Source organism: Qipengyuania pelagi (genome assembly GCF_009827295.1).
GTDB lineage: Bacteria > Pseudomonadota > Alphaproteobacteria > Sphingomonadales > Sphingomonadaceae > Qipengyuania > Qipengyuania pelagi.
In genome coordinates this window covers 76,287-102,003 of record NZ_WTYD01000002.1, presented here as the reverse complement: position 1 = coordinate 102,003, position 25,717 = coordinate 76,287, and the positions used below count along the sequence as shown (strand labels likewise).

General features: G+C 66.0%; 33 protein-coding genes and 1 pseudogene. 15 read left to right on the top strand and 19 right to left on the bottom strand.

The annotated features are described in order from the left end of the window. Window positions 1–39: 39 nt before the first annotated feature. The 12 genes and pseudogenes from GRI47_RS11275 to GRI47_RS11220 form a co-directional block, all read right to left on the bottom strand. On the bottom strand, window positions 40–588 hold the full coding sequence (locus GRI47_RS11275; protein ID WP_202387475.1) for a superoxide dismutase family protein: 549 nt from the start codon (window positions 586–588) through the stop codon (window positions 40–42). 119 nt (window positions 589–707) lie between these two features. Further along, entirely contained in the window at window positions 708–1,826 is a 1,119-nt protein-coding gene (locus GRI47_RS11270) for an OmpA family protein (protein ID WP_160661488.1), read from the bottom strand. A gap of 190 nt (window positions 1,827–2,016) precedes the next feature. After that, on the bottom strand, window positions 2,017–2,475 hold the full coding sequence (locus tag GRI47_RS11265; protein ID WP_160661487.1) for a DUF2793 domain-containing protein: 459 nt from the start codon (window positions 2,473–2,475) through the stop codon (window positions 2,017–2,019). A 24-nt stretch (window positions 2,476–2,499) separates the two neighbouring features. Then, window positions 2,500–4,677, bottom strand: a complete 2,178-nt coding sequence (locus tag GRI47_RS11260) for a GTA baseplate fiber-binding domain-containing protein (RefSeq protein WP_160661486.1) — start codon at window positions 4,675–4,677, stop codon at window positions 2,500–2,502. A gap of 6 nt (window positions 4,678–4,683) precedes the next feature. Next, window positions 4,684–5,103, bottom strand: coding sequence for an NlpC/P60 family protein (locus tag GRI47_RS11255; protein ID WP_160661485.1), 420 nt, complete (start codon window positions 5,101–5,103; stop codon window positions 4,684–4,686). Beyond that, entirely contained in the window at window positions 5,100–5,915 is an 816-nt protein-coding gene (locus GRI47_RS11250; protein WP_160661484.1) for a DUF2163 domain-containing protein, read from the bottom strand. The genes GRI47_RS11255 and GRI47_RS11250 overlap by 4 nt, the downstream gene beginning before the upstream one ends. Continuing rightward, window positions 5,912–6,937, bottom strand: a pseudogene (locus GRI47_RS11245) (DUF2460 domain-containing protein); the annotation flags it as partial. The pseudogene GRI47_RS11245 and the gene GRI47_RS11250, both read right to left, overlap by 4 nt. Further along, window positions 6,871–7,101, bottom strand: a complete 231-nt coding sequence (locus tag GRI47_RS11240) for a hypothetical protein (RefSeq protein WP_160661482.1) — start codon at window positions 7,099–7,101, stop codon at window positions 6,871–6,873. The gene GRI47_RS11240 and the pseudogene GRI47_RS11245, both read right to left, overlap by 67 nt. Next, entirely contained in the window at window positions 7,094–7,285 is a 192-nt protein-coding gene (locus tag GRI47_RS11235; protein WP_160661481.1) for a phage tail assembly chaperone, read from the bottom strand. Before GRI47_RS11235 ends, GRI47_RS11240 begins: the two co-directional genes overlap by 8 nt. Beyond that, window positions 7,282–7,614 carry a GTA-gp10 family protein gene (locus tag GRI47_RS11230; protein ID WP_160661480.1) on the bottom strand — a complete coding sequence of 111 codons (333 nt, stop codon included), beginning with the start codon at window positions 7,612–7,614 and terminating at the stop codon, window positions 7,282–7,284. The genes GRI47_RS11235 and GRI47_RS11230 overlap by 4 nt, the downstream gene beginning before the upstream one ends. Further along, a complete protein-coding gene (locus tag GRI47_RS11225) occupies window positions 7,611–8,018 on the bottom strand; it encodes a phage major tail protein, TP901-1 family (RefSeq protein ID WP_160661479.1) in 408 nt (135 codons plus the stop codon). Before GRI47_RS11225 ends, GRI47_RS11230 begins: the two co-directional genes overlap by 4 nt. After that, window positions 8,015–9,067, bottom strand: a complete 1,053-nt coding sequence (locus tag GRI47_RS11220; protein WP_160661478.1) for a phage portal protein — start codon at window positions 9,065–9,067, stop codon at window positions 8,015–8,017. The genes GRI47_RS11225 and GRI47_RS11220 overlap by 4 nt, the downstream gene beginning before the upstream one ends. Before the next feature lie 301 nt (window positions 9,068–9,368). Here GRI47_RS11220 and GRI47_RS11215 point away from each other — a divergent pair, with 301 nt between their 5' ends. Then, window positions 9,369–9,875 (top strand): hypothetical protein, encoded by a 507-nt coding sequence (locus GRI47_RS11215; protein WP_337190688.1) that lies wholly within the window; start codon window positions 9,369–9,371, stop codon window positions 9,873–9,875. On the opposite strand, the gene GRI47_RS11210 is transcribed toward GRI47_RS11215, so the two are convergent. Together GRI47_RS11210 and GRI47_RS11205 are read right to left on the bottom strand one after the other, a co-directional pair. Beyond that, window positions 9,868–11,241 (bottom strand): DNA-packaging protein, encoded by a 1,374-nt coding sequence (locus GRI47_RS11210; RefSeq protein ID WP_160661477.1) that lies wholly within the window; start codon window positions 11,239–11,241, stop codon window positions 9,868–9,870. The genes GRI47_RS11215 and GRI47_RS11210 overlap by 8 nt on opposite strands. Further along, window positions 11,228–11,743 carry a hypothetical protein gene (locus GRI47_RS11205; RefSeq protein WP_160661476.1) on the bottom strand — a complete coding sequence of 172 codons (516 nt, stop codon included), beginning with the start codon at window positions 11,741–11,743 and terminating at the stop codon, window positions 11,228–11,230. Before GRI47_RS11205 ends, GRI47_RS11210 begins: the two co-directional genes overlap by 14 nt. A 278-nt stretch (window positions 11,744–12,021) precedes the next feature. Between GRI47_RS11205 and GRI47_RS11200 the strand changes: the two genes are divergently transcribed. Next, window positions 12,022–12,675, top strand: coding sequence for a YqaA family protein (locus tag GRI47_RS11200; protein WP_160661475.1), 654 nt, complete (start codon window positions 12,022–12,024; stop codon window positions 12,673–12,675). Further along, window positions 12,672–13,382, top strand: a complete 711-nt coding sequence (locus GRI47_RS11195) for an MIP/aquaporin family protein (protein ID WP_160661474.1) — start codon at window positions 12,672–12,674, stop codon at window positions 13,380–13,382. The genes GRI47_RS11200 and GRI47_RS11195 overlap by 4 nt, the downstream gene beginning before the upstream one ends. Here GRI47_RS11195 and GRI47_RS11190 read toward each other — a convergent pair. The 4 genes from GRI47_RS11190 to GRI47_RS11175 form a co-directional block, all read right to left on the bottom strand. Next, on the bottom strand, window positions 13,372–13,803 hold the full coding sequence (locus GRI47_RS11190) for an OsmC family protein (RefSeq protein ID WP_160661473.1): 432 nt from the start codon (window positions 13,801–13,803) through the stop codon (window positions 13,372–13,374). The genes GRI47_RS11195 and GRI47_RS11190 overlap by 11 nt on opposite strands. A gap of 86 nt (window positions 13,804–13,889) precedes the next feature. Then, on the bottom strand, window positions 13,890–15,140 hold the full coding sequence (gene spt / locus GRI47_RS11185; protein WP_160661472.1) for a serine palmitoyltransferase: 1,251 nt from the start codon (window positions 15,138–15,140) through the stop codon (window positions 13,890–13,892). 7 nt (window positions 15,141–15,147) lie between these two features. Further along, on the bottom strand, window positions 15,148–15,396 hold the full coding sequence (locus tag GRI47_RS11180) for an acyl carrier protein (RefSeq protein ID WP_160661471.1): 249 nt from the start codon (window positions 15,394–15,396) through the stop codon (window positions 15,148–15,150). Window positions 15,397–15,542: 146 nt separating this feature from the next. Continuing rightward, complete coding sequence (locus GRI47_RS11175) at window positions 15,543–15,911, bottom strand: response regulator (protein WP_160661470.1); 369 nt, start codon at window positions 15,909–15,911, stop codon at window positions 15,543–15,545. Between the two features lie 51 nt (window positions 15,912–15,962). On the opposite strand from GRI47_RS11175, the gene GRI47_RS11170 reads away from it, so the two are divergent. From GRI47_RS11170 to GRI47_RS11150, 5 genes are read left to right on the top strand one after another with little or no spacing between them, the layout of a single operon-like run. After that, the gene (locus tag GRI47_RS11170) at window positions 15,963–16,268 is read left to right on the top strand and encodes a DUF3572 family protein (protein WP_160661847.1); all 306 of its coding nucleotides are present in this window, start codon (window positions 15,963–15,965) and stop codon (window positions 16,266–16,268) included. Beyond that, entirely contained in the window at window positions 16,265–16,894 is a 630-nt protein-coding gene (locus GRI47_RS11165; RefSeq protein ID WP_160661469.1) for an HAD family hydrolase, read from the top strand. Before GRI47_RS11170 ends, GRI47_RS11165 begins: the two co-directional genes overlap by 4 nt. Next, window positions 16,891–17,349 carry a RidA family protein gene (locus GRI47_RS11160; protein ID WP_160661468.1) on the top strand — a complete coding sequence of 153 codons (459 nt, stop codon included), beginning with the start codon at window positions 16,891–16,893 and terminating at the stop codon, window positions 17,347–17,349. Before GRI47_RS11165 ends, GRI47_RS11160 begins: the two co-directional genes overlap by 4 nt. Continuing rightward, entirely contained in the window at window positions 17,330–18,121 is a 792-nt protein-coding gene (locus GRI47_RS11155) for a glycerophosphodiester phosphodiesterase family protein (protein WP_160661467.1), read from the top strand. Before GRI47_RS11160 ends, GRI47_RS11155 begins: the two co-directional genes overlap by 20 nt. Then, window positions 18,118–19,245: a GNAT family N-acetyltransferase gene (locus tag GRI47_RS11150; RefSeq protein WP_160661466.1), complete on the top strand. Its 1,128-nt coding sequence runs from the start codon at window positions 18,118–18,120 to the stop codon at window positions 19,243–19,245. The genes GRI47_RS11155 and GRI47_RS11150 overlap by 4 nt, the downstream gene beginning before the upstream one ends. A gap of 29 nt (window positions 19,246–19,274) precedes the next feature. Here GRI47_RS11150 and GRI47_RS11145 read toward each other — a convergent pair whose 3' ends face one another. Continuing rightward, window positions 19,275–19,601, bottom strand: coding sequence for an SEL1-like repeat protein (locus GRI47_RS11145; RefSeq protein WP_160661465.1), 327 nt, complete (start codon window positions 19,599–19,601; stop codon window positions 19,275–19,277). Between the two features lie 310 nt (window positions 19,602–19,911). Here GRI47_RS11145 and dksA point away from each other — a divergent pair, with 310 nt between their 5' ends. The 7 genes from dksA to kynU all read left to right on the top strand — a co-directional run bounded on the left by dksA (window position 19,912) and on the right by kynU (window position 25,624). Beyond that, the gene (gene dksA, locus GRI47_RS11140; protein WP_160661464.1) at window positions 19,912–20,370 is read left to right on the top strand and encodes an RNA polymerase-binding protein DksA; all 459 of its coding nucleotides are present in this window, start codon (window positions 19,912–19,914) and stop codon (window positions 20,368–20,370) included. A gap of 92 nt (window positions 20,371–20,462) precedes the next feature. Continuing rightward, entirely contained in the window at window positions 20,463–20,828 is a 366-nt protein-coding gene (locus tag GRI47_RS11135) for a PilZ domain-containing protein (RefSeq protein WP_160661463.1), read from the top strand. A gap of 88 nt (window positions 20,829–20,916) precedes the next feature. Continuing rightward, window positions 20,917–22,461: an ABC transporter substrate-binding protein gene (locus GRI47_RS11130; protein ID WP_160661462.1), complete on the top strand. Its 1,545-nt coding sequence runs from the start codon at window positions 20,917–20,919 to the stop codon at window positions 22,459–22,461. Window positions 22,462–22,469: 8 nt separating this feature from the next. Continuing rightward, window positions 22,470–22,964 (top strand): DUF4112 domain-containing protein, encoded by a 495-nt coding sequence (locus GRI47_RS11125; RefSeq protein WP_160661461.1) that lies wholly within the window; start codon window positions 22,470–22,472, stop codon window positions 22,962–22,964. A 25-nt stretch (window positions 22,965–22,989) separates the two neighbouring features. After that, on the top strand, window positions 22,990–23,781 hold the full coding sequence (locus GRI47_RS11120) for a tryptophan 2,3-dioxygenase (RefSeq protein WP_160661460.1): 792 nt from the start codon (window positions 22,990–22,992) through the stop codon (window positions 23,779–23,781). Continuing rightward, a complete protein-coding gene (gene kynB / locus GRI47_RS11115; RefSeq protein ID WP_160661459.1) occupies window positions 23,778–24,407 on the top strand; it encodes an arylformamidase in 630 nt (209 codons plus the stop codon). The genes GRI47_RS11120 and kynB overlap by 4 nt, the downstream gene beginning before the upstream one ends. After that, on the top strand, window positions 24,404–25,624 hold the full coding sequence (kynU, locus tag GRI47_RS11110; RefSeq protein WP_160661458.1) for a kynureninase: 1,221 nt from the start codon (window positions 24,404–24,406) through the stop codon (window positions 25,622–25,624). The genes kynB and kynU overlap by 4 nt, the downstream gene beginning before the upstream one ends. The last annotated feature ends 93 nt before the right edge of the window (window positions 25,625–25,717 follow it).

Here is a 25,717-nt window from a genome sequence, read left to right as displayed (position 1 = left end):
TTCGCCCGCTCACTTCTTTAAACTGGCTGATTGCAGCGATCAGCTGCGGACAAGTACGCCACAGGCCACGCGCGATCCCGCATCGCCCGCTGGATCGGACCGGTAATCGTCAGGTCCGGCGTGGATCATGACCGCCGTGCCATCGGTATCGAAAATCTGCGCCAGCGCGTCAGCGCGCACATTCGGGATTTCGACCGTGGCGGTCACCGTTCCATCGCTGCCGACCTGAAGATTGGTCAGATCGCCGAGATGAGGCCCTTGCGCCGACAGGCGTCCGTGGCTGCGGTCGCCGGGATTGAGGTGGCCGCCTGCGCTGGTGAAGTCCGGCGCGTCGCATCGGCCGGTCGTGTGCAGGTGGAAACCATGGGCACCGGGCGTGAGCCCGCGAGCCTGCACCATGATCGAATAGCCATCGCCCGAGCGCATCAGCATCGCCGTTCCGGCGGGGCTTCCATTGGCAAAGGCAAGACTGGCCGTTCCGATCGTATCTCCAGCCATGCCTTGGGTATCGGACATGGTGGTGCAGGCAGCGGTTCCGGCCAGCAAGACAAGGCTTCCGGCAAATGCGGCGAGGGGGCGTATCGTCATGGTGGGGTGCTCCGTGGCGAGTGAGGAAAAAGCGCGCTTTGCGCCAGCTTACCTGGGAGCAACGAAAAAGGGGCCGGATTGCTCCGGCCCCTCAATCATTTCAACGCTAGGCGTTGGACTTACATGCCCGAACCCGGACCGTAGGTGATTTCCACACGACGGTTCTGCAGTTCGCGGACGCCGTCGGCGGTCGGAACGCGCAGGTTCGTTTCACCGAAGCCTTCGCTGGTGATACGGCCACCCGGGACGCCACGTGCCGTCAGATAATCGCGGACCGAAGCGTTACGACGCTCGGACAGGCCGACGTTGTACTGGGCCGAGCCCGAAGTGTCGGTGTAGCCGGCGAGCATGACCGAAGCCATGCCGCAATTGGCGTAGGCCGAAACCGCGTTGTCGAGGATCGTCGCTGCTTCCGGCGTGATGTCCGACTTGTCCCAGTTGAAGAAGACGATGTACGGACCCGACTCACAGGTCGGCTGCGGGGGAGGCGGCGGCGGCGGGGGCGGCGGCGGCGGCGGCGGCGGCGGCGGCGGGGGAGGCGGCGGCGGAGCCACGACTGCCGGAGCGCCGAAGTTGTAGGTCAGCGTGCCCATCAGCGAGTGCGAACGGACATCTTCCTGGAACGAACGACCCAGAGCGTCCGTCAGCAGGACGTTCTCGGCGGTGAACATGCGATACTTCAAACCGACGTCGATGTTCTCGGTCAGCGGAGCGCGGATACCCGCGAGGATCTGCCAAGCGAAATCGGTATCGGAATCGTCGATGCCCGAAGGGTCACGCTGGACGACACGCGCGTCGAGGCCGGTGCGAGCAACGCCAACACCACCGCCGACAAAGCCCTGAAGACCGTCATCCGGACCGAAATCCGCAAGACCGTTCACCATGAACGCAAGCGAATCGATCTGGCCGCTGGCGGGATAGACACCCGGAGCGGCACGAACGTTCGAGGCGAGGAAGCCAGTGGTTCCGACGCGGACCTGATCGATATTAGCTTCAGCATAGCGTGCTTCGGCTTCGATACGGACCGGGCCGAAATCGTAACCAACGAAGCCGCCAGCGTCGAAACCAACATCGTAGTCAATGCTGGTGACGTCACCAGTTTGGCCGATATCGAAATCCGTGTCTTCGACGATCATCGGACCTGCTTCCACGCCGACGTACCAAGCGCCGTCACGTGCAAGGGCAGGCGATGCCAAGGCCGTAGAGGCCATCGCCATTCCTATGACGAGTTTCCGCATTATAAAAATCCCCTTATTGCGAATTTAAGCCACCGAGTGGCAGGTTATCTAACTTTTCCCCTCACGGGTGGCAAGCCGGACTTAGGCGGGAACTGTTGCAAGATAGTCGCTAAACCGCGCCAGTCCTTTACAATTCGGTCGAAATGTCCGTCTCGGTAGCTGCAAACGGGTCCTGCCTAATCAAGTTCCCTCAATTCGCCGGAAGAATGCCGAGACTGCGAAGACAGAGCAAAAGTGTTGCAATAGCGCCACGGGCTTCGGTATCGATGTTCGCCCCACCGGCGGGGTCGGGGACCGATTGCGGATCGCTCCAGCCGTCGCGCCAGAGCCTCATCGCGGCCTGTTCCCTGTCATAGATTCGCATTCCCTCGAAAGGCGACTGGAACACCCAGTGAGTCTCCTGAGAGATCGCGAGGCGATCCTCCTGCCCGCTCCACTCGCCGCTGGCTGGTCCCACCACCAGATACGTGTCGCCAGCCGAATGGCTGGTCGGAGGGGCTGTGCGACGTGCCAGGACCACCGGCTGAGCCACCGCATCCAGGCGCGCGAGGGCCTCGTTCACGAACACCTCCTTCTGGGCCTGGCCCGGATAGAGCAGGGGAAGTGAATGGCGCGGGGTGCGCGCATCGAGCGCGATCGGATCGGTCATCAGGTAATTCCTCGATTATGCGGATCAGGGGAGGGTTTTCAACGCGAGTGGGCGTGATCGGGCGAGAGTGCCCACCTGCCGGACCCATATCGTTCCGCCCGGCAAGGCTGCGGCAAGATCGGCCCGTTCGGACCCGGTGATCGTGAGCGAGGGTGTCGAGGTCTGCCACAGGGCGACCGGTGCATCGACCGGCCCCACGCCGACCTCGTAGAGTTCGCTCGCCTCGACGAGGGGAATTTCGGTTCCCTCGCTCCAGCGCCAGGCGCCGCGAGCCCGGCGCGTCCAAGCGAGGTCCAGCCCGCCATCGGACATGGGTGTGACGCGAGGATGGACGGGCGAGGGCGGAGCCGCAGCCGTGCCGCGTGCGCGGATCGGCGCATAGACGGGATCGTCCTCCGCACTGCCGATCGCCGCGAGCCGGGTGATGGAAGCGACCTGCTCCGGTTCCAGCGAGATTATGCGCTCGTCGAGCAGCGCCATCGGCGTTCCTGCATCGTGACCGAGGCGCGCGGCATGTTCGGTTCCAAGGCGCCCGCGCAGCAACCCGTTTAGAGCCCAGCGTCGGGGCCCGGTCTGTCGCGCGTCCAGGAATTGGACGATCTCTTCGCCCAGTATCAGCCGGTTCCGCCCCAATGCGACTGCCGCCATCGCGGCCGGGGCGAGCAGCATATCATCGCTGGCCAGTTCGAGTTCCAGCGGCGTCCCTGTCTCGACCATCAAGGATGGCGACCCGCTTAATGGCTCCACCAGAGTGCCGACCACTGCGGGCGGACCGGCACCGGGGCCGAGCGGTACGAGTGTCCCGGCGCTATCGGCGTAGAGCGCGGCGCCCGCCCACCGGCCTTCGCTCGCGCTGAGAGCCACGTGGACGCTGCCGGTGTCCGGCGATCCGTGGCCGTCCCAGGGCAATTCGAAGGCGTCGAGCAGCGTCATGCTCGCGGACCGGTCGAGGGGTGCCCAAGGCAGGCCATGGCTGGCGGGTGCGGACAGGTCGCTTTGCGGGTGAGCCAAGCGATGCAGCTCGATCTCGACGCCCTTTTCCCGCCACTCCCAGGCCATCACCGCCCAGATACCGGAGCGCCCCGGAACGCGCAGGCGGGCGCCGGGAAACACCGACGGGTCGAGTTCCGCCAGCCGGACGAAATGGCGCGAGCGGGCTTCTGCCTCGCGGCGCTGAATCGCACGGGCGAGCTGACGGGCACCTTCGGCATGGCTGGCCACGGGCAGGTCGATTACGTCCTGGCCGGTCCGTTCGGGTCGAGCCACGGCGCGCTGGACACCGGGAAGATAATCGCGCTCGACATCGTAATAGCGCACGCCTGCAAAGCTGGCTGGAGGCGGCGCGACGCTTTCGCTGCGCGTGCCTCCTTGCGCTCCGAAATCGCCCTCGTCCCAGCTCGCCGCGGGCCCGAGGACAGCCGCCGTTTGAGCCGAGGGCGGCGCGGCGATGCGCAATCCGTCCGCCGCTGCGATCGGGACCATCGGGATGACGGTATCGAGAAAGGCGAGCGTCTGGATCGGCGCCTCGCCGGTCTGGGTGAAACCTTCGACCTGCGGCAGCACGAGCGCGGGATCCGCTGAAATCCCGGCGGCGTGCGCCAACGCGCCGACCGCCGCCGATCCCGTTCCGCTGAACACCTCGTAGCTCAGCGCGGGAATGCGATTGCCGAAATCGGCGAGCTGGAGATCCTCAAACACCAGATAGGCAATGCCGCGAAAGGCGGGACACTGCGCACCGAGCGCCGCCTGCATCAGGGGATCCGGCAGCTGGTCGCCATGGCCGAGATGGACGCGCAGGCGCCCGCCGGTCTTCAGATCGCCCGCCGCGCCGCGCAGCAGGTTCCCGTCCGCCCAGATGCGCCCGACCGCGTCGATCGGATGGCAGGCGAGCGCGACGGCGAAGCTGGTGGAATAGGAATAGGTCGTCGTCCTGGGCTTGCCCTTGCCCCCGGTCGTTTCGCCATGCTCCTTGAGGTCGGTCGCCCAGATGATTGTGCCCGCCGTCCGCATCCGCCCGATATGGCGCGGGATCGGCTGGCCGTAGCTCGATGTGGTGACCTTCAGCTCGTCGAGCCGAGGGCCCTCGCCCCTGGGGCTGCCGATGATCGCGCCGTCGATCTGCCGTCCGGCCAGCGCGCCGAGCGCGCCGCCCAGCGGGCCGCCGACCAGCGTGCCGACGGCGCCGAGGACCAGGGTTGCCATCGTGATCTACTCCAGTGGAAGCTGCCAGGCGCGCAGGATCGGCGAGCCGGAGCCGGGTTCGGTGAGAAGGGGTTGCAGGACGACCCGGCGCAGACCGGCATGGGCATGGACGATCGTGTCGGGTCCGACCGCGATCGCGAGGTGATGCTGGGCGGGCCCGGGCCTCAAAAGAAGGACGTCACCCCGCTGAGCCCTGCCCTCGCAAGGCGTCAGTCCGGCTTGCGCCGCGAAGGGAAGGAAGGGGGCGATGTCGGCATTGCGCAGGGCATATCCTGTCGGTGCCGAAACGATTGCGCCGCTGCGGGCGAGCGCCGCCGCCACCAGACCCACGCAGTCGAGCCCGTATCGGCTATCGCGACCGAAGAGGCGGAAGGGCACTCCGACAAGGGTTTCCGCCGCCTCGGCAAAGCGTTCTCGCCGGTTCATCGCGGCATCGGATAGTGCGTCAGCAGATCATTGCCCGGCAGATGCGGCTCGCCCTGGAAATTGACGGCGTTGGCGAAGCGGGCGGCGCAGGTCGCGATGGTGTGATCGCATCCCTCGCGCAGGATCGCGCGATGGCCGGGCACCGTGCCGGGATCGATTGCGCGGTCGAGCACCAACCCATCCCCGTCTACGGCGATCACGGTCGCCGAAAGGCCGGTCTGCGGTCCGTCGACCCATCGCACTTCTCCCTCGGCGAAGCGGGTGGGGTCCGCAACCGCGAAGCTGACGCGGTCCGCATCGCGGTCGATCGCGGTGGCGATGGCGCGGTGGGTGAAACGCGCGGGCGACAGAGTGCAGCCGCGATCGCAGAAGCGGGCGCGGCATCCCGGACTGGTGCGCGGGATGGTGTCGCGCGCCAGAACGGCTTTCGCCGAACGCAGGCGAGCGGTGAAACTGCCGCTCTCGCGCCCGACGCTTTCGATCGTGCCGCGATAGAGGATCTCGGCCGCCCCCGTTTCCCAATCGATCGCGCCCACTGCCACGCGCGCCCCGTCATAGCGACCGCTGGCCAGATCGCTTTCCGTGATCATACCATGCGACAGCGCGCCTTCGATCTCGGCGGCATCGTCGGAGAAATCGACCGTGCGGCGGATCGCGGACGGGACCATGCCTGGCCCGGCCCGATGGAGCAGGCCGTCCGCCCAGATATCCCGGTCATGCGTGGTGAAAGCGAGCGCGACGCCATCGCGGCGGTGCACCCGCCAGAATGTCGCCACGGTATCGAGCGGGCGATCGAAGAAAATGCGGGTCATGCAAAGGTTTCCTCCCGCAATTCGACCAACGGGATCGACGGCGCTTCCCCGGCAGCGAAATTGAGGCCGGATACGTCGATCCGATCCTCCGCGAAGCGCACCGGCACGTCGAACAGGAAGCCCGCCCGGACGATTGCACCCACCAAAGGTGCGGTGTCGAGAAGGATCATGCCGTTTTGGCCCAGCGTCCAATCGCTCGTCGGAACCCCATCGACGCTGACGAGGATCGAACCGGCGACCGGGCGCGTGATGCGGCGGACCTGCTCGTCATAGGTCTTGATCAGCGCGAATTCGGACGCGAGGCCGTCGCCCGTGGCGATGATTTGATCGAAGGCGGTGGGTGTGCCCGTCATCGCGCGCGAGCTGAAATCGAACGGATCGCGCAGGCGGAACCCGCGCGCCGGGCCGTGGCGGGCACGGAAGAAGGCGATCAGCGTGCCGAGTTCCTCTTCCGAGCGGATTCCCGGCCCGACATCGAAGCGCAGCCGCGCATCGGACCACAGGGCATTGCGGCGCTCGTGCCCCGACGCGGTGAGGGCGACCGAGGTCGAGAATTCCGGGCTGACCGAAGCGTCCCGGCCCAGCGCGAGCGGGTAGGCGACATCGTCGAATGGCGTCATGGGGTTCTCCTCATTGTCCTCGGGTCGCGGCAGCTGCGTGTATCCGTCGCGCGCGACCTGCGGCAGCGCCCAGACATAGCGGCGGGGAACGCCGCGCTCGCGCGCCTCGTCGAGGCCCCGGTCGATCCGCCGCCAGTAGAGATCAGCATTCTCGGCCAGCAGGACGAAGCCCGACAGGTAATCCTGGTTCTCCAGCGGATAGCCGAGCCGCGCCTGCACCAGAGCATAACCCGCTCGCCGCGCGGCGGTGGCGCCATCGGTCAGCCAGTCGTAATCTTCCAGTTGTAGCCGGTCGAAGGCAGGATGGGCCCAGCCGACGGGCAGGTTCACCCGCTTCAATTCGGGCATTTCGGGATCGAGAACGGTCGGCGTGAAGGCGAGCAGCAGGATTTCCGCCTCCCCTTGCGGATCGCGGACAGCAATCCGCGTTCGAGCACGTCGCCCGCACGGGCGAAGCCATCGAGCAATTGCCCGTCGAAGCTCGCCCGCATCCGCGCGACATCGCTGGCGAACCCGGCGGTGTCGGCGCGAATTTCGACCAATAGCGGGGCCAACTCGTCATCCATGGCGATCCCTTTCGATCATGGCCGCGATCTCTTCGCGGTCGGGCGGGGCGGCAACGCCGGGTTGGGCGTCGATGCAGGCGGCGAGTTCCGCGGGCGTCGCGGCCCAGAACACTGGCGGCGTCCATCCCAGTGCCCGCGCTGCGAGCCCGGAGAGGCGCAGCGCCGTCTCGGAAAAGCGCGTCACCCGGTGCCCTTCAGGATCTGGCTGAAGAGGACGCGCAGCGGCGCCGTGCAGCGGGCAAGGCCGAGCGCCAGCACCGCTTCGCCGACCTGTTCGCGCGGCACGGCGCGATCGGCGAGGCAGTGCCAGAACAGCGCCGCGATCTCGGCGAGCTTGAGCTGGCCCTCGCCCGCGCGTTCGACCAGTGCGAACAGCGGGCCGAGTTCCTCTTCGGCCCGCACCAGCGCGTCGAAACTCGGGCGCAGGAGGCAGGCGCGACCTAGAACGGGTATCGAAGCCTCGCCGCGTAGTTGGTTCGCGCTACCGCCTTCGGCTGCTTGAGCGCGGGTCACGACGGCACCACCGCACCGCTGCTTTCCAGCTGCATCGCATAGGTTCGCTCGCCGTTGAAATCGCCCGAATAATCGAGCCGCTGGACGAGGAATTGCCCGCGCATCTTCGCGCCGTCCTCGAAGCTCAATTCGTACTGGTCGAGCGTTCCGGCAAGGGCATGGGTGCGCACCCGCGCCTCGGCATCCGAGCCGAGGAAGATTCCGCTCGCCGAAACCGAGACCGAGCGCGTGCCCGCCCCCGACAGCAATTCGCGCCAGCCGCCCGAGCCCTTGTGCGTAACGACCACGGTGTCGCCATTGACGCTCATCTGTGTCGTGCGCAGCCCTGCGACGGTTTCATAGGCGGGCGTGGGCGCGCCATCGCCGATCTTGAGAAGGAAGGCGGCGCCTTTCTGTGCGGTCATGAGTAGGTCTCGCGGTCGAGATCGACGCGCAGGCTCGCGCTGCTGAACCACGGCTCCAACCCCTGGACGAGGCCGTCGAGCACGCGCTTCGCCAGCGGCAGCAAAGTCAGGCGCCACAGCGCGCGATTGGCCTCGCGGTAATTGGAATAGGTGTTGTCGCCGGGAAGCCCGAGCAGCATAGGCGGCACACCGAAGGCGAGCGCGATGTCGCGCGCCGCGCCCGCCTTCAGGGCCGCGAAATCCATATCCGCCGGGCTCAGCGACATGCTCTGCCAGCTCAGGCCCCCTTCGAGCAGCATCGGCCGCCCGGCATTGCCCGCGCCCTGAAAGGCCTGCGCGAGTTCGGCCTTAAGCCGTTCGAACTGATCGGCTGTGAGGCCCGCGCCATCGCCGGTGTCATAGACGAGCGCGCCCGAAGGCCGCGCGGCGTTCATCAGCAGCGCGCGGTTCCACTCGCTCGCCGCATTGTGCACCGCGACCGCGCCGTGCGCGGCGGCGAGGCAGCCCGCGCCGTAATGATCGTCGGCGGGGTGGAAGCCCTTCAGATGAACGATTTCGGGCCACCCGTCAGCATCGGCCAGGGCGAGGTCGATCGCCTGTTCGCCGACGCGGTAGCGATAGAGCGCGGGCCAGCCATCCGCGCCCGCCACCACCTCGACCCGCTCGGGCCTCAACGGATGGAGATCGATCGGATCGCCCGCCGCATCCTTCACCACCTGGAGATAGGCATTGCCATGCAGAAGCAGCTGCGCGGCGACCGTCTCCAGCAGGGGCTGCGACCCGCAGGCGCATTGGACGAGGCGTTCGAGCGCGGGCGTGTCGCAGGACAGCGGCGCGCCGCCGATCCCCTCCGCCACGATCCTGACGCTGCGCTGCGCCACCGGATTGGCAAGATAGGCCTCGCGGATGGCGGTGGGGTAGTCGAAGCCGGGGCGGGAGGGGGAGGTGTCGAACACCGTGCTCCAGGGCGCGACGAAGCTCCCTGAGACAGGCACGCGAACATCGCCCCCGCCCTTGAAGGCGGAGACGAGGGTGGTGAGGAAGGACATGGAATCGACCTTTCGGATTATGGCCCCGCGCCCGACGATCGCGACGCGGACCGCAAGAGATCAGGGTATGCTCAGCTTTTGCTCATGACCCCGCCCGGGCGGCGGCGCAGGGAACGCCGACCATTTTTCGCGAGGCCGCATGATTGAATTTCGATTGCCATCCAGCGAGCCTTTTCGGTCGCAGAGCATCCTCGCACTGAGGCTCCTGGCCGTATGCGTCGCAATCGCGCTCTTCGCTGGGTTCGTGTCGTCTTGGAGCAGCGGGAACGAGTTTCTGCTTTTCCTGATCGCGGTCCCGATCGTGCTGTTGATCGTTGTTGTCGGCTGCGGCGTTTTGATCTTCGAAGCAGTGAGCCGGTGCCGCAAATACGACACCCGCCTCCTCATGGGTTTCGGGCTCGCCCTCGGGCCCGCCATGGCCGTGACCGCTATCGTCTCGTTTCTTCCGGCGGCTTGGGCAGCCGGATGGCTTGGCGATCTCTCCCGCCTCGCGCTGGAACATAACCGATATGAAGCGATCGTCGCGGAATACAGCGCTTCCCCACGCTCGGAGTGGTTTGCCGAACGGTACGGGATAACTTTCAGCGTCGACCCCGGACCGCCGGTACGCGTCGCATTCAATCCGGGCGGGTTCCTCGATAACTGGTCCGGCATCGTTCATGATCCGAGCGGCGAGGTCATGCTGGCCGACGGTTTCGACGAGCAGGGGCGGTTTCATGCTCCCGATCGCATCACCAAGATTTTCGGCGGCGATCTGGTGAGCTGCCGCTGGCTCTGGGGCGACTATTACACCTGCTCCTTCACATGACGCATCGCACCCGCGGCTCACCTCCGCCCTTCTTCAACGCCAGCTCCGTCAGCGCCCAGACCAGTGCGTCGGCGCGGTCGGGGGAGCGGCCGGGGCCTTCGTAGGCGCCGCCTGCCAATAGCCCGCACATCTGGTCCTCCAGTTTCGCGAACAGGCCGACATGGCGCACGCGGCCCCGTTCGTAGAGCGCGGCGACGGGTTCGGCGCGGGCGGCCTTGCCCCGGCTCGCATGGACCAGCGTGATCGGCAGCGAGACATCCGCCGCGCGCAGGACGCTTTCGACCATCGCGCCGCCCTGATTGGCTTCGGCGATCACGCGGTCGGCGCTCCAGTGTTCGGCGGCGCGGGCGACCGCGCGGGCCCAGCGTTCGGGGCTGGCGCGTTCCACCGACATGTCGGCGAGCACGCGGGCGATCCCGTCACTGCCCATCGCGCAGACAACGATCCCGCAGGCATCGCCCTTTGCCGAGGCGGGTGGATCGACGCCGATCACGATGCGGGTGAGCGCCGCCGAAGGCGCGCTTTCGCGGCAGGTCTCGATCAGCGCGCGGTTCCACAACGCGCCTTCGCTGGCCTCGACCATCTCGCCGTCCAGTTCCTGCCGCCCAAAACCGCTTTGCGAAAACTGTTCGATCATGCTGGCGAAATAGTCGGCGGGCAGGATCTCGCGATTGTCGACCGTCTTCCCGCGCGCCACCACCACCTTGCCGCGCTTGGCATCGGCGAGCAGCAGGCGCATCAGCGGCGCGTTGCGCGGGGTCGTGGTGGCGAGGACGCGCGGTGTCTTGCCGAGGCGCATGGTCAATTGGAGATTGTTCCAGCTCGTCATGGCGCGCTCGCTCGCATTATCCCATTTGGCGATCTCGTCGCACCAGGCATGGCTGTGCTGGGGGCCGCGCAGGCTCTCCGGTTCGGCGGCCGAATAGAGGAAGGCCTGCGCCCCGTTCTCCCAGGTCAGCCGTTTCAGGCTCGGCTCGAAAACGGGGGCGAGCGCGCCGGGCGCGGCGGCAAGAATGCCGCTATCGCCCTCGACCATGACGGAGCGGACCTCGGCGAGGCTCGCCCCGATCAGCGCGATGCGCGCCGCGCCGTCATTGCGCGCCACGTCCCTGATCCATTCCGCGCCCGCGCGGGTCTTGCCGAAGCCGCGCCCGGCGCAGATCAGCCAGGTGCGCCAGATCTCGCTGGCCCGGTCCTGCGGAGGCAATTGCTCGTCGCGCGCCCAGCCTTCCCAGTAATAGCTGCCCAGAGCGGCGAGTTCGTGCGGGGCGAGCTGGGCGGCGAGAGTCTCGCGATCCGCCGCGCCGCTCGCATCCATGCGCCGCAGCCACGATCCGCGCGACAATTCGCGCCTAGGCCGCGCCATCGCGATCCTCCGTCCGGTCCGATCCGGCTTTCAGCGCCTTCGCAGCCTTGCGAGCCTCGGCCCGCGCCTTGGCGATCGCCCTGTCGCCCGCCTTCCTCTGGGCGCGCAGGGCATCGATCTTGGCGTTGATCGCGGCGATCGTGGTGACCTCGCCCGCCAGCGTGCGGCGCCCCTTCTCGCGCGCCACCGCCTCGCGATGGGCGGTCAGGCATCGCAGAGCGCCCGCCGTGTCGAATTTGCGTTTCGCGGCTTTCGAACCTGCGGTCTCCCCGTTGCGGAGATGTTCGAGCAGCTGCATTTCGAGATTGTCGTATCCCTCGCACAGCGCCTCGAACCAGCGCCGGGCGAACTCCGCATCCTCGCGCCTGGTCTTGTAGACCCAGCTGAGGCTGATCTGCGCCGCGTCCGCCGCGGCGCTGATATTCGATGTCTCGCCCAGCGCGGCGATGAACCGGTCGCGCCAGTTCCTCGGCGCGCCGGTCTTTGAGCGCTTGCCTGCCATAGATTCCGTCCCGAAAGTCATGCGAAAGCGAGGCACGAAAAAGGGCAGCGCCGTTTCCGGCCCGCCCTTCCTTCGCCTGATCGCCCGCCTGTCGCCATGCCTCGTGGGGCAGAGCCGGTGCGGGGCGAATCACACTATCGCGATGTTCCGTTTCTCTAACCGGAGAACGTCACGATGTCAAGGATAAAACACCATATAGGTTAATTTGCCCGCGCTTGCCGCCATGGCACGGTTCCTTTACAGGCGCGCGAACGCTCGCTTTCCCGGATGATAGTCCCATGCTGATGAAGCCCCTGCGCGGTCTCTACGAATGGACCATGGACAAGGCCGCGCATCCCCACGCCGTGTGGTGGCTGGCGCTGTTCTGCTTCATGGAGGCGAGCTTCTTTCCCGTTCCGCCCCACCCGCTGCTGGGGCTGATGTGCCTCGCCGAACCGAAAAAGGCGATCCGTTTCGGCACCGTGGCCACCCTGTCCTCGGTCGCGGGCGGCCTGCTCGGCTATGCGATCGGCTGGGGGTTGTGGGACAGCGTGGGCGCGCAATTGATCGCGCTGCTGGGGATGACCGACAGCTTCCCGGTCGCGGCCTGTTACCTGCGCGAATTCGATTTCGAGGCGATCCTGATCGCGGGCGCGACGCCGGTGCCGTTCAAACTGCTGACGATCGCCTCGGGCTTCGTCGGCATGAACCTCGTAACCTTCGTGCTCGCCAGCATCGTCGGGCGGGGGATGATCTTCTTCACCGTCGGCGTGCTATTCCGCGTGTTCGGCGCCCCGATCAAGCGCTTCATCGACGAATATCTCGGTCTGGTCACGATCGCTTTCGTCGCGCTGGTCGTGGGCGGCGTTTTGCTGCTGACCATGGTCGGCAGCGGCAAGGAAGATCCGGCGGACGCCTGCTCCGGAGCGACCTATGAGAGCCTGGGGCTTTGAGCGCCGAGCCGTTCGAGCCTGACCTTAAAAGGCGGCTCGCGGCCGAAGCGATCGGGAGCTTCTTCCTCTTCGCGGGCGTGCTCGGTTCGGGCGTCATGGCGGAGATGCTTAGCGGCGGGAACGTTGCCATCGCGCTGCTCGCCAACACGATCGCGACGGGGGCGATCCTTTATGTGCTGATCGCCATGCTCGGCCCCTATTCGGGCGCGCATTTCAATCCTGCGGTGACGCTGGCCTTTGCGCTCCGGCGAGAATTCCGCTGGAAGGACGCGCTGCCTTATGTGGCCGTCCAACTGATCGGCGGCTTACTTGGTGCGTTCGCCGTCCATCTGATGTTCGACCTGCCGATCCTGCAAGTCTCGACCAAAGCGCGAACGGGGATCGGACAACTCGCGGGCGAAGCGATCGCCAGCTTCGGTCTCGTTTTCACGATCCTGGTCACGCTGCGCCGACTGCCCGCCTCGGTCCCGGCGAGCGTGGCGTTGTATATCGCCGCGGCCTACTGGTTCACCTCGTCGACGAGCTTCGCCAATCCCGCGATCACCCTGGTGCGAAGTCTCAGCGACACTTTCGCCGGGATCGCTCCAGCGGACGTCTTGGGCTTTATCGCCGCGCAGATCGTGGGGACGTTGCTGGCGGTCGTCGTGGGCGGATGGCTTACCGCCGATCCGCCCACAATCGAAGGTTCAAGCGACCTCAGCCGGTGAATTCAGTCTCCAACGTAATCTCGCAGGTCAAAAGCTTGGAGATCGGGCAGCCCTTCTTGGCTTCGGCGGCCAGCTCCTCGAATTTGGCCTGATCGAGGCCGGGCACATTGCCTTTGAGATGCAGGGCCGACTTGGTCACGCTGAACCCGTCGCTATCCTTTTCGAGACTGACTTTCGCCTCGGTTTCCAGCGTGCCGTCTTCGTGCCCGGCATCGGCCAGCTTGAAGGCCAGCGCCATGGTGAAGCAGCTGGCATGGGCCGCCGCGATCAGTTCTTCGGGATTGGTGCCCGCGCCGTCTTCGAAGCGGGTGTTGAAGCCATAGGGCTGGTCGGACAGCGCGCCCGACTCGCTCGACACATGGCCCTTGCCCGATTTGCCGAGGCCTTCGTATTTCGCACTGCCGGATTTGACGATGGTCATAAAAATCTCCTTGTTCAGGAGATCAGACGATCGGCAAAGCGCGCAGTTCCGTGGCTTTTCCGCGCCTCTTCTGCGCGGAAGACGGCTCAGATGATCCCGACCGCCTTGCCCGCCTTCTCGAAGATCGCGAGGATCTGCTCGACCTCCTCGCCCGAATGTTCGGCGCAGAGCGAGCAGCGCAGCAGGGTCATGTTGGCGGGCGTCGCGGGCGGGCGGGCGAGGTTTACGTAGAGGCCGTTCTCGATCAGCGCCTCCCACATCGCGGCGCCCTGTTCCAGATCGGGCATGATGACCGCGATGATCGCGCTTTCGGGCTCCTCGGTGCCCAGCTCAAAGCCGAGATCGCGCAGGCCCTTGTGGAGGGTGCGCGAATTTTCCCAGAGATGCGCGCGCTTGTTCGATCCGTGCATGAGCTTGCGGATCGAGGTCGCCGCGGTGGCGACCACGCTGGGCGGAAGCGATGCGGTGAAGACATAGGGTCGGCAGACCAGCCGCATGATCTCGAACTTGGGGTGGTTGGAGACGCAGAAGCCGCCCACCGTGCCCACGCTCTTCGAGAAGGTGCCGATCACGAAATCGACCTTGTCGAGCACGCCCTGATCCTCGGCCACGCCACGCCCGTTCTCGCCGATGAAGCCCATCGAATGCGCCTCGTCGACGAGGACCATCGCGCCGTGTTCCTTGGCGATGCGGATCATCTCCTTGAGCGGGGCGGTGTCGCCCAGCATCGAATAGACGCCTTCGAGCACAACGAGGATGCCCGCGCCTTCGGGAATGCGCTTCATGCGCTTTTCCATCGCCTCGATATCGTTGTGCTTGAAAGGCACGATCTCGGCCTTGCCCATCGCGCAGCCGTCCCAGATGCTGGCATGGGAATCGATGTCGAGCACGACGTAATCGCCCTTGCCCGCGATCGTGCTGATGATGCCGAGATTGGCCTGGTATCCGGTGGAAAAGACCATGGCGTGGTCCATCCCGTAAAATTCGCGCAGCGCGTCCTCGCACTCCTTGTGGCCCTGATAGGTGCCGTTGAGCACGCGGCTGCCAGTGGTGCCCGACCCGAAATCGGCGAGCGCCTGCTTGCCCGCCTCGATCACGTCGGGATCGAAGGTCATGCCCATGTAATTATAGGTGCCGAGCAGGATCGTCTCGCGCCCGTTGCAGATCGCGCGGGTGGGGGAGAGGACCTGCTCCATGACGAGGTTGAACGGATCCTCGCGCCCCTGCGACAGCAATCCCTCGCGCATCGCGATGATGTCGTCGAATTTGGAGAACAGGTCCGTCTCGCCGCCATCTGGCTCCTGCGGACGGTCGGGCTGGGCGATGCCTTCGCTCATGATCCGCTCAGCCCCGCTCTGCCTGAAGCTTGTGGACCGCATCGACCAGCTGGCCATAGGTCTCGATCTCGGCCTGCTGGTTCATCGAGATGATGATGTCGAATTCGTCCTCGATCGCGGCGACGAAATCCATCACCGTCAGGCTGTCGAATTCGAGATCGTTGGCGAATGTCGTGTCGTCGGTGATCGTCACGCCCTTCTTGTTGAAGGGTTCGATCAGCGTGCGGATGCGGGTGTCGATTTCGGCGCGGTCCATGAAAAAGGTCCAGTTCGATAAGAGGGCGCGAAGGGTCGCGTCGGTTGGCGGCGGGACAAGCGCAAGGCTGCGGGACTTGTCAAGCGCGCTCGCATGGTGCGCCACGGCAAATGGTTGAAATTGTTGGCAGGTGGATCACCCGCCGATCACTCGCCCAGCAGACTGCGGACCGCCGCCATGAACGGGCCGATCGAGACCGGCTTGGAGAGATAGTCGCTGGCGCCCGCATCGCGGATGCGCTCCTCGTCGCCCTTGCCGGCATAGGCGGTCACGGCGAGGATCGGCGTCTTGGCGAGCCGCGCATCGGCCTTCAGTCCCGCGATCAGCTCGACGCCGGAGACGTTGGGAAGCTGGATATCCATGATCACAAGGTCGGGCTGGAACTTCGCCGCCGTCGAGAGCACGTTCTGCCCGTCGGCGACCGGCACCACTTCGTGCCCGTTCACTTTCAGCACGTCGCAGAAGAGTTTCCGGTTGAGATCGTTGTCCTCGACAACCATTATCCGCTTGGCCACGGCTGAGCTCCTATCCGCTGCCGCCCCTAGAGACTTCCCCGGAGACTGACAATTCTTCGCAATTCGCCTTCCCCCGCTGCCGGTCCTTCTGATGGCGCGACGCCCGAGGACCGCGCCAGCGCGCTCGCCCTTGCAGCGCTCGGCTGGGCGCTCGGGGATTCGCGCCGCGCGGAACGCCTGCTCGACCTGACCGGGCTGACGGCGGACGAATTGCGCACCGGCCTCGGCGATCCGCGCGTGTTGGGCGCGGTGCTCGATTTCCTCGCCAACCACGAACCCGATCTGATCGCCTGCGCCGAAGCGCTCCAAACCGAGCCTGAGGCGCTGATCCACGCTGCACGAGTTTTGAATTCATGAGCCGCCCCCTGATCATCTCCGATTGCGACGAGGTGCTGCTGCACATGGTCGCCCATTTCCGCGACTGGCTGGGCGAGGAACATGATATCGATTTCGCCATGGACGGCGACTTCGGCAATGCCCTGACTCGCCGCGAAACCGGCGACGTGGTCGCGCAGGAAGAGGTCTGGGCGCTGCTCAACGGGTTCTTCGATACCGAGATGGACAGCCAGCAGCCGATCGAAGGCGCGCTCGATGCGATCGACACACTGTCGAAAGACGCGGACGTGGTGATCCTCACCAATCTGCTCGACAAAAGGCAGGACCGTCGCAAGGCGCAATTGCTCGCCCACGGGCTCGATGCGCGGGTTTTCACCAATCAGGGCCCCAAGGGCCCGGCGCTGCGCCGCATCGTCGACGAATACCAGCCGAGCCGCACCATCTTCATCGACGATCTGCCCCAGCACCACCAATCCGCGCGCGAGACTTTCGGCAAGGACATCACGACCTTGCATCTCGTCGGTGAGCCGCTGATCGCGCCGCATATCGCCTGCGCGCACACAGCCGGGCACGCCGATGCCCGGATCGACGACTGGGCCAGCGCCTTGCCCTGGCTGAAGGATCAACTTGAAAAGGAACCCGCATGACAATCGCAAATCGCCTGAAGGAACTCGGCATCACCCTGCCCAAGGCCGCTGCCCCCGTGGCGAGCTACCAGCCGCTCGTGGTGGAGGGGAACTGGTGCTATCTCTCCGGGCAATTGCCTTTCATCGACGGCGAACTGGTGACGGGGAAGCTCGGCGCGGATGTCGGCCTCGAACGCGGCCAGCAGGCGGCGCGCGCCTGCGGGCTGATGATCTTGGCGCAGCTCGAAGCGCACGACCTGCTCGAACGCGTCGAGCGGGTGGTCAAGCTGGGCGGCTTCGTTGCCAGCGTGCCCGATTTCACCGACCAGCCCAAGGTGGTGAACGGCGCATCCGACCTGATGGCGGAAGTCTTCGGCGACAAGGGCAAGCACGCCCGCAGCGCGGTCGGCGTGCCCGTCCTGCCGCTGAACGCTGCGGTCGAAGTGGACGCGATCCTTGCTCTTTCGGGCGCTTGACCGGCTGCTGACCCGCGCGCCCGATCCGGCCCGCGTGGCGTGGATCGGGCAGGGGACCTATGCCCATCGCGGGCTGCACAAGCCCGGCGTGCCCGAAAACTCGCTCGCCGCCTTCGCGGGCGCGATCGCGGCGGGATACGGGATCGAATGCGACATCCAGCGCAGCCGCGATGGCGAGGCGATGCTGCTGCACGATTGGGAGCTGGAGCGGCTGACGGGCATGACCGGGCCGATCGCCGCGCATTCCGCCGAGGAACTGGCGCAGATCGCCTATCTCGACAGCGAACACCGGATCGCGCGCCTGTCCGACCTTCTCGAACTGGTCGCGGGCCAGGTGCCGATCCTGATCGAGATCAAGTCGCGCGCCCGCTACAACGTCGCCAAGACCTGCCGCGCAGTGCGCACCGCGCTGGAGGGCTATTCCGGCCCCCATGCCGTGATGAGCTTCGATCCGCGCGTGGCGCGCTGGTTCCGCGCCCATACGCCGCGCACGCTGGTCGGATTGGTGATGAAGGAAACCGAGGACGGTTCGACGCCGCATCGCTGGCAGCGGCATCTCGCCTTCTGGACCGCGCGGCCGGATTTCGTCGCCTACGACATCCGCGCTCTCCCCAATCGCTTCGCAACCGATCTGCGCGCGAGAGGATTTCCGCTGCCGAGCTGGACGGTCGACACGCCCCACAAGGCGGAGCGCGCCGCCGAACACGCCGATGCGGCGATCGCGGAAGGCAATGGCTTCCCCTCGCTGGACGAAGAGCCCCGCGCGGCATGAGCGATCTGGTCGCCAAAATTGGCGGATCGGTCGGGGCGTTCCCGCAAGCTGAATGGGACGCGCTGGCGGGCGGCAATCCCTTCGTCAGCCACGCCTTCCTGACCGCGCTCGAGGATTCGGGCAGCGTGGGTCCGGGCACCGGCTGGCAGAGCGCGCCGATCGTGATCGAAGATCATGGTGGCCATTTGCGCGCCGCGCTCCCCGCCTATCTCAAGGGCCACAGCCAAGGCGAATACGTCTTCGATCACGCCTGGGCCGACGCCTATGAGCGCGCGGGCGGGCAGTATTACCCCAAATTGCAGATCGCCGCGCCCTTCACCCCTGCAACCGGGCCGCGCCTGCTGCTGTCGGACGAAAGCCTCGCGCGTCCGCTGCTCTCGGCTGCCGAGCAATTATGCGCGCAGAACCATTTCTCGTCCGCCCATGCGACTTTCATCGAAGCCGGGCAGGTCGATCTGTTCGAACGGGCCGGCTGGATGACCCGGCGCGATATCCAGTATCACTGGCGCAATCGCGGTTACGAGGATTTCGACGGTTTCCTGGGCGAACTCGCCTCGCGCAAGCGCCGCGCGCTGAGGAAAGAGCGCGCAGCGGCGCAGGCCGAGGTGCGGATCGAGCGGCTGCGCGGTGACGCGATCCGGCCCGAACACTGGGATGCGTTCTGGATATTCTATCAGGACACCGGCGCGCGCAAATGGGGATCGCCCTATCTGACCCGCGAAGCCTTCGATCTGTTTTCCGAGCGGATGGGCGACGCGCTGCTGCTGATCCTCGCCTTCGATGGCGACGAGCCGATTGCAGGCGCGCTCAATTTCATCGGCCCGGAAGCCTTGTATGGCCGCTATTGGGGCTGCACGCGCGACGTGCGCTTCCTGCATTTCGAGCTGTGCTATTACCAGGCGATCGACGCGGCGATCGAACTCGGCCTCGCTCGTGTGGAGGCGGGCGCGCAAGGCGGCCACAAGCTGGCGCGCGGCTATGAACCGGTCGAGACCGTCTCCGCACACTGGATCGCGGATCCCGGCTTTTCGGCGGCGGTGGAGGATTTCCTCGAACGCGAACGCCAGGGCGTCGCCGTCGAGAAGATGCATCTGGAAGAGCTGACGCCCTTCAGGAAAGGGTAGGGCCGAAACCCCTAAGGTTCAGGCTGAAATCAGGCCGCGCGGCGCTCGATCGCGAGCCATTCGCGCGCCCGGCGCTGGGCCTCGGCGATTTCGCGCGCGGTCATTTCCTCGGAGATGTCGGCGCGGCAGAGCGAGGCTTCCACATGCCCGCGCGATGCGGCGATGTTGAACCATTTATGCGCCTCCACGAGGTCGCATTCGCATCCGTGGCTGGCGGTCGAGAAGGCGACGCCGAGATCGTAGATAGCATCGAGACTGCCACCGGAAAACGCGGCGAGGCATTCGGCCACCAGCGCATCCGCTTCCGGCCCCTGGAGAACGGCGCCCTGTCCGCCGTCGATCGAAGTGAAGTGCATGGCTCTTCCCCCTGTTTATGCCGGCAACCCTATTGCCGGGCATCCCCAATCTGCGGGATTATAGTCAACAAAGGGTTAATGCTCTTCTTGCAATTCAAAGCGCAGATAAAGCGGAGCGGGCCGGTCCGCCCGAAGCCGTACCGGAATGGCGGGGATTGCCGCTTGTGCCGAATCCGGCGCCGCCCTATAGGCCGCGCCCGACGGACCTCGCTTTCGGGGGGCCGGGGCCGGGAGCCGGAGAGGGCTCGCGGAATGGGCCGGGTTTCGCGGATGGTGGTGGTCCGCCCGTCAGGGTAGGATAGAGGTGCCGATGGTCGCCACTTTAGCTGTGGATCAGGAAAAGCTCGCCAGGATCAAGCGATCCGTCGGCGATGATTATGTCCCGAGCGATGACGAGGAGTATATGGGCGAGCAGCAGCTCGACTATTTCCGTATGTTGTTGCTCGAATGGAAGAAATCCATTCATGACGCGGCGGAGAACACGCTGCAATCCCTTCAGGACGGCCCCCTGCGCGAGGCCGATCTCAACGACCGTGCCTCCAGCGAAACCGATTGGGGTATCGAGCTGCGCACGCGCGACCGCCAGCGCAAGCTGATCGCCAAGATCGACAGCGCGCTGCGCCGGATCGATGCGGGCGAATACGGCTATTGCGAGAAGACCGGCGATCCGATCGGCTTGCGCCGCCTGATCGCCCGGCCCGTGGCCACGATGACGGTGGAGGCGCAGGAAGCGCATGAGCGCCGCGAAAAGATCTCGCGCGACGACTGATCGTTTACGGCAAGCCAAAGCCGCGGCTTACCATTTGTTGAGAGTTTGCTCCTAGCACGGGGAGCGAAGCGCCAAGAGGAAGATTATCTGCCATGTCTGCAGTCGACACACGGAATGTCAGCCGGGACAGCCTGTTTCTGATGGCCGACATCACTGTCGATGGCAGCACTCATCCGGTCCGGGCCAAGGTGCGCAACCTGTCGGCGGGCGGCATGATGGCCGATGGCGATTTCACGGTCGAACGCGGGATGCGCCTGGTGGTCGATCTGCGCCATGTCGGGCACGTCACCGGGACGGTCGCCTGGGTGCAGGACAGCCGCATCGGTATCGCCTTCGACAAGGAGATCGATCCCAAGCAGGTGCGCGCGCGGATCGGCGTAAGCGAATCGACCGTGCCTGCTCATATCCGCACCGCCCCCGCCTTCACCGATCCGCAGATCGGCAAGCGCCGCCTCTGACCCCTGCGGTCGCGGGTTTGGCGTGAAACCCGGCCAAGGCTTCGTCTTCCGGCTATCGCGTTGCGGTGCTATCAGCGCCGCTCCCTTCATGATCGCCCGTCGCCGCCTTTTCCCTTTAAGCCCTTTCGCTCGCCACGCCCTTTTCGCGGCGGTCATCAGCCTCGCGCTCGCCGCCTGCGGCCCGGCGCGAGACGATGGGGTGGTCGATGTCGCGATCGTCGGCTCGGACGAGGGGATGCGCACGCCCGGCCTTCGCCTGCCCTTCGCCGCCCAGCATCTGCGTGCCGCCACCGCGCAAGGCCTGGTGCGGCTGGATGCGACCGGCCTGGTCGTGCCGGGAATCGCGGAACGCTGGATCGTCACCGATGACGGGGCGAGCTATATCTTCCGCATTCGCGAATTCGATCTGCCGGGCGGCGGGCGGCTGACCGCTCAGGCGGTGCGCGATTCGCTGCGGCGGACCGTGGCGCGGCTCGAAGGGACCTCGCTCGGCCTCGATCTCGAACGCGTGCGCGATATCCGCGCGATGACCGGGCGCGTCGTCGAAATCCGGCTCGACGGACCGATGCCGGAGCTGCTGCAATTGCTGGCGCAGCCCGAACTCGGCCTCGCGGTGGGTGATGCCCCGCTCGGGCCGATGCGGATCGTCGATCCCGACGAGGGTGGGGATAGCGAGCCGCTGGAGGGGATCTATCTCGCCGCCATGCCGCCCGAACTGCGCGGCCTGCCGAGCCAGCCCGACTGGGACGAGGGTGTGGAGCCAGTGCGTCTGGTCGCCACCGATGCCGCCGCCGCGGTCGAGGGATTTTCGCGCGGGGCCTATGATGTGGTGCTGGGCGGCAGCATCGTCGATTTTCCCCTTGCCGAGGTGGGGCCGCTGTCGCGCGGGACAATCCGCCTCGACGGCGTGGCGGGCCTGTTCGGCCTCGACATCCGCACCCGCACCGGCTTCCTTGCCACGGCTGAGAACCGCGAGGCGCTGATCATGGCGATCGACCGGCCCGGCCTGATCGAGGCCTTCGGTGTCGGGGGATGGACGCCGAGCGAGCGTATCGTGCCGCTGGCGCTGCCGTCGCAGACCGCAGCCGAGATCATCGATGCGGGCACGCCTTCATGGAGCACGCTCGGTCTCGACCAGCGCCGTGCCGAAGCGGCCTCGCGCGTTGCGGCCTATGCCGGTTCGGGTGAGGGCGGGCAGGTCACCCTACGCATCGGTATGCCCCGGGGTCCTGGCGCGGACCTGCTCTTCTCAGCCATCGAATCGCAATTCGCCGCGATCGGCGTCGCCAGCGTGCGGGTCGCGATGGACGATGCGCCCGACCTCGCCTTTCGCGAGCGCATCGCCCGCTATGGCGGCGCGCAATGGTTCCTCAACCAGTTCGACTGCACCGTCAGCCGTGCGGTCTGTTCCGAAGACGTCGACTTCCTCCTCGAACTGGCGCGCGACGCACCGAGTGCCGCTGAACAGGCCAGCTATCTCGCCGAGGCGGAAGCGGCGCTGGTTGCGCTCTCGGTCTATATCCCCTTCGGCCCGCCGATTCGCTGGTCGATGGTGCGCGGCGGAGTGACCGGCTTTGCCGACAACCCCTGGGGCCTCCATCCCTTGTTCCCGCTTTCCGGCGCCCCCATCTAGGCCGGCGTATGACGAGCGACGACAGACCTCTCGACGGTGCGGCGCCCCGGCGTCCGGTTCCCTATCGGCCCGATCCCTCCGACACGCCGCCGGGAGCGGAGCGCCTCCGGCCTCTGGGGATCGATCTGCCCACCGGCAACGATCCGGTCTCGATCCGCCGCCGGGTCGAAGCGCTCGAACAGATTCTCGAGCGTAGCTTCCGCCTTCCGGGCACGAACTATCCCATCGGGCTCGATGCGATCGTCGGTCTGATCCCCGTGGTGGGCGATCTGATCACCGCTGCGATGGCCTCCTATATCGTGTGGGAGGGCAAGAATCTCGGTATGCCGAAATGGAAGCTGTGGCGCATGGGCGGCAATATCGCGGTCGACACTCTGATCGGTGCGATCCCGCTGGTGGGCGACGCGTTCGACCTCGCTTTCCGCTCGAATACGAAGAACCTCAAAATCATCCGCAAGCATCTCGACAAGCACCATCCGGCGGCGCGCACTCTCGACCGCTAGGTCCGCGCCCGCTAGGCGAGGGGACATGGCGCAAGACGTAACCTATTCCTCCTATCTCGATCTCGATCGCATTCTCGCGGCGCAGCATCCCGTGTCGGGCGCGCATGACGAGATGCTGTTCATCATCGTCCACCAGGCGAGCGAATTGTGGCTGAAGCTGTGCCTGCATGAATTGCACGAGGCGCGCGAATGCGTGATCGCGGACGATCTGCGCCCGGCCTTCAAGATGCTCGCCCGTGTGGCCCGCGCCCAGGGTCAGCTGATCCAGAGCTGGGACGTGCTGAGCACGATGACGCCGCACGATTATTCGACCGTCCGCCCGCATCTCGGCGGATCGAGCGGGTTTCAGAGTGCGCAGTACCGGATGATGGAATTCCTGCTGGGCGGTCGCAATCCCGACATGGTGACCATGCACGAGGCGGTGCCCGAGGTAGCGAAGCAGCTGCGCGCCGAACTCGATCGGCCGAGCATCTATGCCGAGGTCGTCGCCCTGCTTGCGCGGCGCGGCTTCGCCATCCCCGATAGCGTGCTGGCCCGCGATCATGTCGACAGCTGGGACCACAGCGACGCCGTCGAAGCGGCCTGGGCGACGATCTATCGCAACCCCCAGGAGTATTGGGACCTTTACGAACTGGCGGAGAAGCTGGTCGATCTCGAATATCATTTCCAGCGCTGGCGGTTCGGGCATCTCAAGACGGTGGAGCGGATCATCGGCTTCAAGAAGGGCACGGGCGGCACGCCCGGCGTGCCCTATCTGGCGGGGGTCCTCAAACAGGCCTTCTTCCCCGAACTCCTGAGCGTGAGGACCGCGATATGAGCCAGCGGCGCATCTGGGACATCAGCCAGACCCTGCGGCCCGACCTGCCGGTCTGGCCGGGCGATACCGCCTTCGGCTTCGAACGGACGTGGCGGATGGAGGATGGCTCGCCCGTCAATGTCGCGCGGATGACGATGAGCACGCATTCCGGCACCCATGCCGACGCGCCGCTGCATTATGCGGCGGATGGATCGGACGCGGGCGATATGGACCTGTCGCCCTATCTCGGCGAATGTCTCGTGGTGGATGCGCGCGGCGTGTCCAACGCAATCGACATTGGCGACCTGCCGCATATCGACAGCGCGGACCGCGTGTTGTTCCGCACCTGGGACACGTTTCCGCATGGTACATGGCGCAGCGACTGGCTGCCGATCGCGCCGGAAACGGTCGAATGGCTCGCCTTGCAGGGTGTCCGCCTGATCGGGACCGACGCACCCAGCGTCGATCCCGAGGAGAGCAAGACCATGGCCGCCCATCTCGCCGTGCTGGAACACGACCTGCGCATCCTCGAAGGGCTCGTCCTCGATGACGTTCCCGAAGGCCGCTACGAACTGACCGCCCTGCCGCTCAAGATCGCGGGCGGCGATGCCGGATTATGCCGCGCGATCCTGAGGGAATTGCCATGACGATCGACCGGGCGAGAGAACTGGATGCCGCCGATCCGCTGGCGTCCTATCGCGATCGTTTCGCGCTGCCCGCCGAGACGATCTATCTCGACGGCAATTCGCTTGGATGCCTGCCCAAGGACACGCCTGCGCGCATAGCCGAGGTGGTGGGCGAGGAATGGGGCCGCGACCTCATCGGCAGCTGGAACACGGCGGACTGGATCGTGATGCCCCAGCGCATCGGCGGCAAGATCGCGCCGCTGATCGGGGCCGCCCCGCATGAGGTGATCGCCTGCGATTCGGTCAGCGTGAACCTGTTCAAGCTGATCGCGGCGGCCTTGAAGATGCAGCCGGGCCGCAAGACCGTGCTGAGCGAGCCGGGCAATTTCCCGACCGATCTCTACATGATCGAAGGCCTCGAGAAGCAGGGCCTCGCGACGCGCCGCCTGGCCGAGCGCGACCGGATCATGGAAGCGCTGGACGAAGACGTCGCCCTGCTGCTCCTGACCCACACCCATTACAAGACAGGCGCAGTCTTCGATATGGCGGAACTGACCCGAGCCGCGCACGACAAGGGGGCGCTCGTGCTCTGGGACCTGTCGCATTCGGTCGGCGCCATGCCGGTCGATCTCAATGGGTGCGAGGCGGATTTTGCGGTCGGCTGCGGCTATAAATATCTGAACGGAGGCCCAGGTGCGCCGGCCTTCGCCTATGTCGCCGAGCGCCATCATGCCTCGCTCGCCCAGCCGCTGACCGGGTGGATGGGGCACGCCAGACCCTTCGAATTCCTCGACGATTACGCGCCTGCGCCCGGCACCGATCGCCTGTTATGCGGAACGCCGCCCATCCTCGCCCTTGCCGCGCTGGAGGTCGGTGTCGACCTGATCGCCGAAATCGGGGTCGAGCGGCTCTTCACCAAGTCGCAGGCGCTGTCCGAATTCTTCCGCGAATGCCTGTCGGAGCGGGGGATCGCTCTCGAACTCGTCAGCCCCCACGACCCGGACCGGCGCGGCAGCCATCTGAGCTTCCGGCACGAAAACGCCTATGCCTTGAGCCAGGCGCTGATCGCGCGGGGCGTGGTCGGCGATTTCCGCGATCCCGACATATTGAGGCTCGGCTTCGCGCCCGCCTATCTGCGATTCGAGGACATGGCCGAAGCCGCGCGAACATTGGCCGACATCCTCGAGACCGGCGAATGGAAGCGACCCGAATACAGCGAGCGATCTGCCGTAACCTGATGGCATTCCGCAGGAAATAGGGGCGGATGGCGAACGCTTCGTCGCAAAAGCCGTTTTCTCGTTTGACGCGCTATCTTAATTTCGCCACATTTG